At 57.9% G+C, this 5,654-nt stretch carries 7 protein-coding genes; 3 read left to right on the top strand and 4 right to left on the bottom strand.

Annotation, left to right across the window (positions count from 1 at the left end):
- The first annotated feature begins 361 nt into the window (after positions 1-361).
- Positions 362-988: a tyrosine-type recombinase/integrase gene (locus RAN53_RS16200; RefSeq protein WP_305797836.1), complete on the top strand. Its 627-nt coding sequence runs from the start codon at positions 362-364 to the stop codon at positions 986-988.
- Here the strand turns inward: RAN53_RS16200 and RAN53_RS16195 are convergent.
- The 4 genes from RAN53_RS16195 to RAN53_RS16180 form a co-directional block, all read right to left on the bottom strand.
- A complete protein-coding gene (locus RAN53_RS16195) occupies positions 985-1,293 on the bottom strand; it encodes a hypothetical protein (protein ID WP_305797835.1) in 309 nt (102 codons plus the stop codon). The two genes, RAN53_RS16200 and RAN53_RS16195, sit on opposite strands and share 4 nt — an antisense overlap.
- Positions 1,294-1,486: 193 nt before the next feature.
- Positions 1,487-2,359: a replication initiation protein gene (locus RAN53_RS16190; RefSeq protein ID WP_305797834.1), complete on the bottom strand. Its 873-nt coding sequence runs from the start codon at positions 2,357-2,359 to the stop codon at positions 1,487-1,489.
- A gap of 1,222 nt (positions 2,360-3,581) precedes the next feature.
- A complete protein-coding gene (locus tag RAN53_RS16185; protein WP_305797833.1) occupies positions 3,582-3,869 on the bottom strand; it encodes a hypothetical protein in 288 nt (95 codons plus the stop codon).
- A gap of 44 nt (positions 3,870-3,913) precedes the next feature.
- Positions 3,914-4,147 (bottom strand): hypothetical protein, encoded by a 234-nt coding sequence (locus tag RAN53_RS16180; protein ID WP_305797832.1) that lies wholly within the window; start codon positions 4,145-4,147, stop codon positions 3,914-3,916.
- Between the two features lie 192 nt (positions 4,148-4,339).
- On the opposite strand from RAN53_RS16180, the gene RAN53_RS16175 reads away from it, so the two are divergent.
- Positions 4,340-4,594, top strand: a complete 255-nt coding sequence (locus tag RAN53_RS16175; protein ID WP_305797831.1) for an AbrB/MazE/SpoVT family DNA-binding domain-containing protein — start codon at positions 4,340-4,342, stop codon at positions 4,592-4,594.
- Entirely contained in the window at positions 4,594-4,926 is a 333-nt protein-coding gene (locus tag RAN53_RS16170; protein WP_305797830.1) for a type II toxin-antitoxin system PemK/MazF family toxin, read from the top strand. Before RAN53_RS16175 ends, RAN53_RS16170 begins: the two co-directional genes overlap by 1 nt.
- The last annotated feature ends 728 nt before the right edge of the window (positions 4,927-5,654 follow it).

Raw genomic sequence — 5,654 nt, 5'->3', positions numbered from 1 at the left:
TTGCTCGTCAAAACAAAAATGAGCAAAGAACGACCAGATATAATGTTGCCATAGATTCTGCTTATGTAGCAACCCTCTGGTCGGTAAAAAGCACCATATAAAGTGCCCCCTCCCTTCCTGCCTCCTACATATTGTGTTTTTCTTTGCTATGTTGTGGATATGTTGAGGTTCGCCCGTTGTGACGGCCTCAAAAAATCATTTCCTGCTTTGTCCCTGGAAGCGCGAACGACCATCTAGATGGCTCCCAGTTTCATAAGACACGTGCTGGTCTCCCCTAAAATGACGTGCCTTGAAGCGGCTGCTACTGTCTGGCTTTCACCTGAAACCCGGACAGTTCCCGCGACCAGGAGCGCTCCCGCCCGTGCCCGATAAGCCTCGACACCCCACCCCGACAGTCTCGCCAGCCATTGAAACCCGGACAGTGCGCAGCCGCGCTGCCAACGATGCGGCACGTGGCCGCAAGCACCTGACCCGCGACGAGGTACACCGCCTGATGCGTGGCGCGATTCGGCACAACCGGCACGGGCGGCGCGATGCGCTGATGCTGCGGCTGGCCTTCGAGCACGGGCTGCGGGTCTCGGAGCTGGTGGGGCTGCGTTGGTTAGCCGTCGACTTGGTTCACCATGAGCTGCGCGTCACCCGCGCCAAAGACAGTTGGGATGGCACGCATCCCCTCCAGGGCGATACAGTGCGAGCATTAAAGCGCTACCAGCGTGACAGCGGTAGCGCGGCAGGGCTGGTGTTCGTCAATGAGCGCGGGGCGCCGGTCAGCGCCGACGGCTTCCGGCGCCTGCTGCATCGCCTCAGCGAACGCGTGCTGGGCGTGAAGTGGCATCCGCACGCGCTACGTCACGCCTGCGGCGTGCACCTGATCAACCAGGGCGTGGATCTGCGCACCGTGCAGCAGTATCTGGGCCACGCCAACATTCAGAATACGGTGGCCTATACCGCCCTCACCGGGCGGCCGTTCGAGCGGCTGAGCTTCTAGCGATCGGAGGTGTTGTTGTCGTGGTCGCGTAGCGACTGGACCAGCGAGCGCAGGCCATGGGGATCTTCATCCTGGGGCTGTATTGGGGGCGTTTCCTCGGGAGGTGGCGTCGCGGGTTGTGCAGTAGGGGGCGGCAACTGACGGAGCTCGGCGACCTCTTGGCGAAGGGCTACAAGCTCACTGTGCATCGCGTGCAACGCCTGCAACATTGCTTGTTGCATGTTTTCCTGGTGAAAGGTTGCGGATGGTTGCATCTCGTCCGGAAAATGCTTGGGTTCGCCGTAACACCGAATCAGCTCGGACATCTCCAAAACTCGGGTCCCATCTCCTCGGAACCCGCATGAAAGGCGGCCTGCTTCGATATGGCGGTGTATCGTAGAGCGGTGTTTTCCGTACAGCTTGGCCGCCTTGGGTATGGTCAGTTGCATGGGGGCCTAATTGGTTGCAAGTCGGCTGTTGCAGATAGCCTAGTAGGTCTTCCCGTATAGCGTGAAAGATTCACGCCTTAGTTGCGTGGCGCCGTTCGTCCAAGATGCGCAGTGCCGCGTCGTCATAGCTTTCGCCTGGGTAGGCTTGGGATTCTATGATGCTCTGAGGAATGCCGTATCGCGCGCCTGAGGCGCTTTCTTTTTTGTTGCTGGTATCGGTGTGAGTTTTCTTCTTGCGGGCCTTGTGGGGCTTTTTGGAAGTCTTCTCGCCGAAGGTAAATCCTAGGTGAGAGACCCGCCGCCCAGTCTTTCGCTGGCTCCACTTCACCCAGAGAGGCGAGTGCTCGTTGATCTGCTCCACTGCCGGCTCGATCACACGGCGTTTAAGATCACGGATGTTGTCGTAGCGGTCCTCGAGCTGGAGTGCTTCGCGGAGCCATTCGATAGACACTTCCCGCTCCCCTGTCCCACGCCATTGGGCCAGCAACTCATAGAGCCGGATCGCGTGAGCGCTGCTCATCTTGGCCACATCGGCCAGGGCGTAGCGGGTGAATTGTTCGGTGAGCTGGGAAAGATAGGGCACCATATCTGTACCGAAGCGCAAGGCTATCGCGCCTTCGGTGTCCCGGTACTCCACCGTTTGCACCCAGCGGGTTAACCTGACCCTACTTCCCCCCTGACCATTGGGCGCCTCGTGGAGCGTTACGCGGCGATCAAACAGGCGTTCTGACGCTGCCTTGAGGTGCTGATAGGCGCGGTCGACGCTGATACCTGCCATGTCGGCGATCTGCCGGGCGCTGACAGTGTAGAGCTGCTGATCAGTCAAGGTATCGTCCCGACGAACCTGGGCGATACAAGCCAGGATGATGCGCTGTTCGTATAGGCTCAGGCGGTAAGAAGCTTCGACCAAAGCGTTAGCCTTGTAGACGAGGGCGTTTTTCATCTCCCCTCCCTGGGACTATGTGACTTGTTTATTTGTGTCACATATAACCACCTTCCTGTCCCTGGTTCAACCACCTTTTTGTCCCTTCTTAACCACCTTTTTGTCCCTTCTTAACCACCTTTTTGTCCCCACTTGATCATTTTTTTTATTTTAAATCAAAGGCTTATCGAGGCTAAAAGGGGAAAAGGAAAAAGGACATAAAAGAAAGAGCGCTATGCGCTCACCTACCCTCCGGGCTCGTACCTCGCCCTCCGCCCCGCCTTCGGCGGCCTAGGCGGCCTAGGCGGCCGAAGGCCGCCGAAGGCCGCAAAAGGCCTCGACAAGTCGAGGGATCGGCGCGGTCGAGGCGCTACGCGCCTGCGCGCCTCACATCAGGCCTCGCCGCTAAAGTAGTCAGCCTCCAAGACACGCATCACCGGTCGTGCGAGTACGAGGGCGCCTCTGGCGCAGTTGTTCGGCCTCGTGTGGCTGACCACGAGATACCATCATTCTCAGCTCCTTAACCTGGCATCCGGTGTATAACGTCCCGTATAACGTGAATGGCCCATTCCATGGAGGTTCCAGGCAGTCTGGTATATCACCTTGTATAACAAAAAAATATGAAGCTTCGGGATTTTTCCTTTTATAAACAATTTGTTGCGCATCCCGAAGGGGTGCGTATGGTGTGTGACTTCCACCGTTAAGGATTTCCCCGCCCTGGGTGGTTAAGGAACCCAGTTTCGACGTGTCTCGACGCCCAAGAAGGTTGCAATGGGCCCTAAGCTGCTGCGCAGCAGCTTAGGCGTGGGGCTGGCATCACCACAGGGAAAGCAGGAGGAAAGCATCATCGATGCATCACAGGTGCATCATTTCTGCCATGAAGTGCATCATCAGTGAGTCACAAGTGACTAATCGGTGAGTCATAAGTGACTAATCGGTGAGTCATAAGTGACTAATCGGTGAGTCATAAGTGACTAATCGGAGCAGTGACGTCTCTTGGTGGCTAGCGTCGCTTCGGTGGTCGCCTCAGCTCCCTCATTGTGCTGGGTAGCAGGAGCAGGGCGCCCAGCCAGAGAGGGCTGGTCAGTAGCAGACCTCGCAGGATGTCATGCATGGAGATTTTCTCCTTGTCACGCGGATGCATCGATCGATCGTGTTCTGGGGGTGAACCTACCGGAAACCATCAGTCAACGAGCTTGGACACTGATCTGTGCGGATGACGTCTAGTGTCTGCTTCTTCAGTTTAGGAAGCCATTCGTTGCCGGCGTTTGCGTACTCGGGCTGTGAGTCGCGACCAGTCTTCGGCCTGGACCCAGCGTTCGGCCCAGGCCAGCAGCAGCTCGGCGCGTCGTGTATCGCTGTAGTCATGGGGATACTGCGTAAGGTCGCTGGCGATCGCCAGGAGACCGGCCTGGCCGTGGCGAGCCTGCCAACCATGCCCAGGTTCCGTGTAGTTAAGCGCGTCGGCGCTGCGCGCCAGATCCAGGGCAGTCGAGGTGGGATCGAAGGCCGCGTCCAGCAGTACGCCCAACCACAGCGATGCTTCCTCCGGCACAATCACGCGCCTCCGTCCCATCAGAGCTCGTCCTCGTTGATGAGGTCGAACACGCGGCGCTTGGCGTGGGTAAGGTCGTTCTTCTCGAGTATGTACCATAGGAACTCGCCGGTGCCGGGGCCGGTTTCCATGCCTACGGCGCTGCGATCGCGCTCGTAGCGGTAGAGCCAGCGGCTCGGTGCCTTCCACTCGACGACGTTGCCGTCTTGGCTTTTGAACGACTGCTCGAGGTCGCTGATGCGGCGTAGGGCCATGGGACACTCCTGGAAGGTTGAGCTACCCACCAGGGTAGTATAAATGCGGGACTATGTCCCGTTTATTGGCTCAAGATAAGCCGCGGAAGCCTGACAGGCCTTAGAGGTGCATCGGTAGGACGATTGCGCTGTGCGCGGCTCAAGGTTATATTTTTATATAACTTAATGGCGCAACACGCGCAGGAGGTCAACATGAGCACCACCAATCTTCGCCGCGTCGGCGGCTCCGTCATGATGGCGGTGCCGCGAGCACTGCTCGATCAGCTGCATCTGCACGCCGGCTCTCAAGTCGAGATCGAGGTTGATCACGGGCGTCTGGTCGTGGAACCGGCCAAGCCGCGGTACTCCCTCGAGGAGCTGCTGGCCCAGTGCGACACTACGGCAGACATGTCCGCCGGCGAGCGCGAGTGGCTGGATGCCGAGCCCGTCGGCCGTGAGCTGCTGTAATGCGGCGCGGTGACATCTATTTCGTCTCGCTCAACCCCACTCGGGGCCATGAACAGCAAGGCATGCGTCCGGTGCTGATCGTATCGCCGGACGCGTTCAATCTCGCCATGGGCACGCCCCTGGTCGCGCCAATCACCAACGGAGGTGGCTTTGCGCGCTCTAGGGGCTTCACGGTGTCGCTGGCCGAGGCGGGTACGACCACCACCGGCGTCGTGCTGTGCAGCCAGATACGCACCCTGGACATCGAGGCCCGTCATGGGCGGTGGGTGGAAAGCGTGCCGCCGGAGATCATGGATGACGTGCTGGCCAGGCTGGCAACCCTGGTGAGCTGACCCCCTACTGTCTGGCTTCTGACTGCCAAACTCCCTCATTCTATGGCCGATGCAGCGCAAGGTTACAGAAAGATACAAAAAAGACAGTGACAGAAATTCCTGCGATATCGCCTGGAGTCCGCCTCAGAGGTGCGTTTAACGCACCTCAATGGGTTGTTGCGTGTGACCGGCGTAAAGCGCTTAGGAAGCCTTGTAGGCCTCTTGTGGTCGGCTTTTCGACGGTGTCTTAGAGATTTTTCTGTATGTGCATCCAGCAAGTGAGGGTGCTATTTACTGAGCGTTAGGAACAGTTGTATGTTGGAGGTGCAGAAAAAAGAGGCCCCCTAGGGGGCCTCTAGCTAGCTACGGCTTAGCGGGGAAGGCTGCGGTAGTGCATTACCACGTGTTCCCAGCGGCCGAAACGAAAGCGAGGATACGCGCGCACGCGCACGGTCTTCTCTTTCATAACGTACCTCCATTCTCATGGAGTGGGGTACAGCATCTTTATATAGACCTAGAAACCCTCTGGCTTAAGGTGTATGATACGCGCGCCTCAGCCGAGGGCTGAACTAGGCAGCGTGAAAGCAGCTGCACACATCAGTGCACGCTTTTACCTCGTACTGCTACTGCGATTTTCTTGCTAACCACCTCGGCAAAGGTGGTTGGTGCTATTTGCTCGTCAAAACAAAAATGAGCAAAGAACGACCAGATATAATGTTGCCATAGATTCTGCTTATGTAGCAACCCTC

This window comes from Halomonas sp. SSL-5 (assembly GCF_030708455.1).
Lineage (GTDB): Bacteria > Pseudomonadota > Gammaproteobacteria > Pseudomonadales > Halomonadaceae > Halomonas.
Note: the sequence above shows the minus strand (reverse complement) of the source record. Positions and strands in the feature narration are given on the sequence as shown.

Excerpts from the sequence above, each read along its gene's own strand:
- RAN53_RS16180 (WP_305797832.1), bottom strand. The coding sequence starts at position 4,147 with ATGGCCCTACGCCGCATCAGCGACCTCGAGCAGTCGTTCAAAAGCCAA.
- RAN53_RS16170 (WP_305797830.1), top strand. The coding sequence starts at position 4,594 with ATGCGGCGCGGTGACATCTATTTCGTCTCGCTCAACCCCACTCGGGGC.
- RAN53_RS16175 (WP_305797831.1), top strand. The coding sequence starts at position 4,340 with ATGAGCACCACCAATCTTCGCCGCGTCGGCGGCTCCGTCATGATGGCG.
- RAN53_RS16195 (WP_305797835.1), bottom strand. The coding sequence starts at position 1,293 with ATGTCCGAGCTGATTCGGTGTTACGGCGAACCCAAGCATTTTCCGGAC.
- RAN53_RS16190 (WP_305797834.1), bottom strand. The coding sequence starts at position 2,359 with ATGAAAAACGCCCTCGTCTACAAGGCTAACGCTTTGGTCGAAGCTTCT.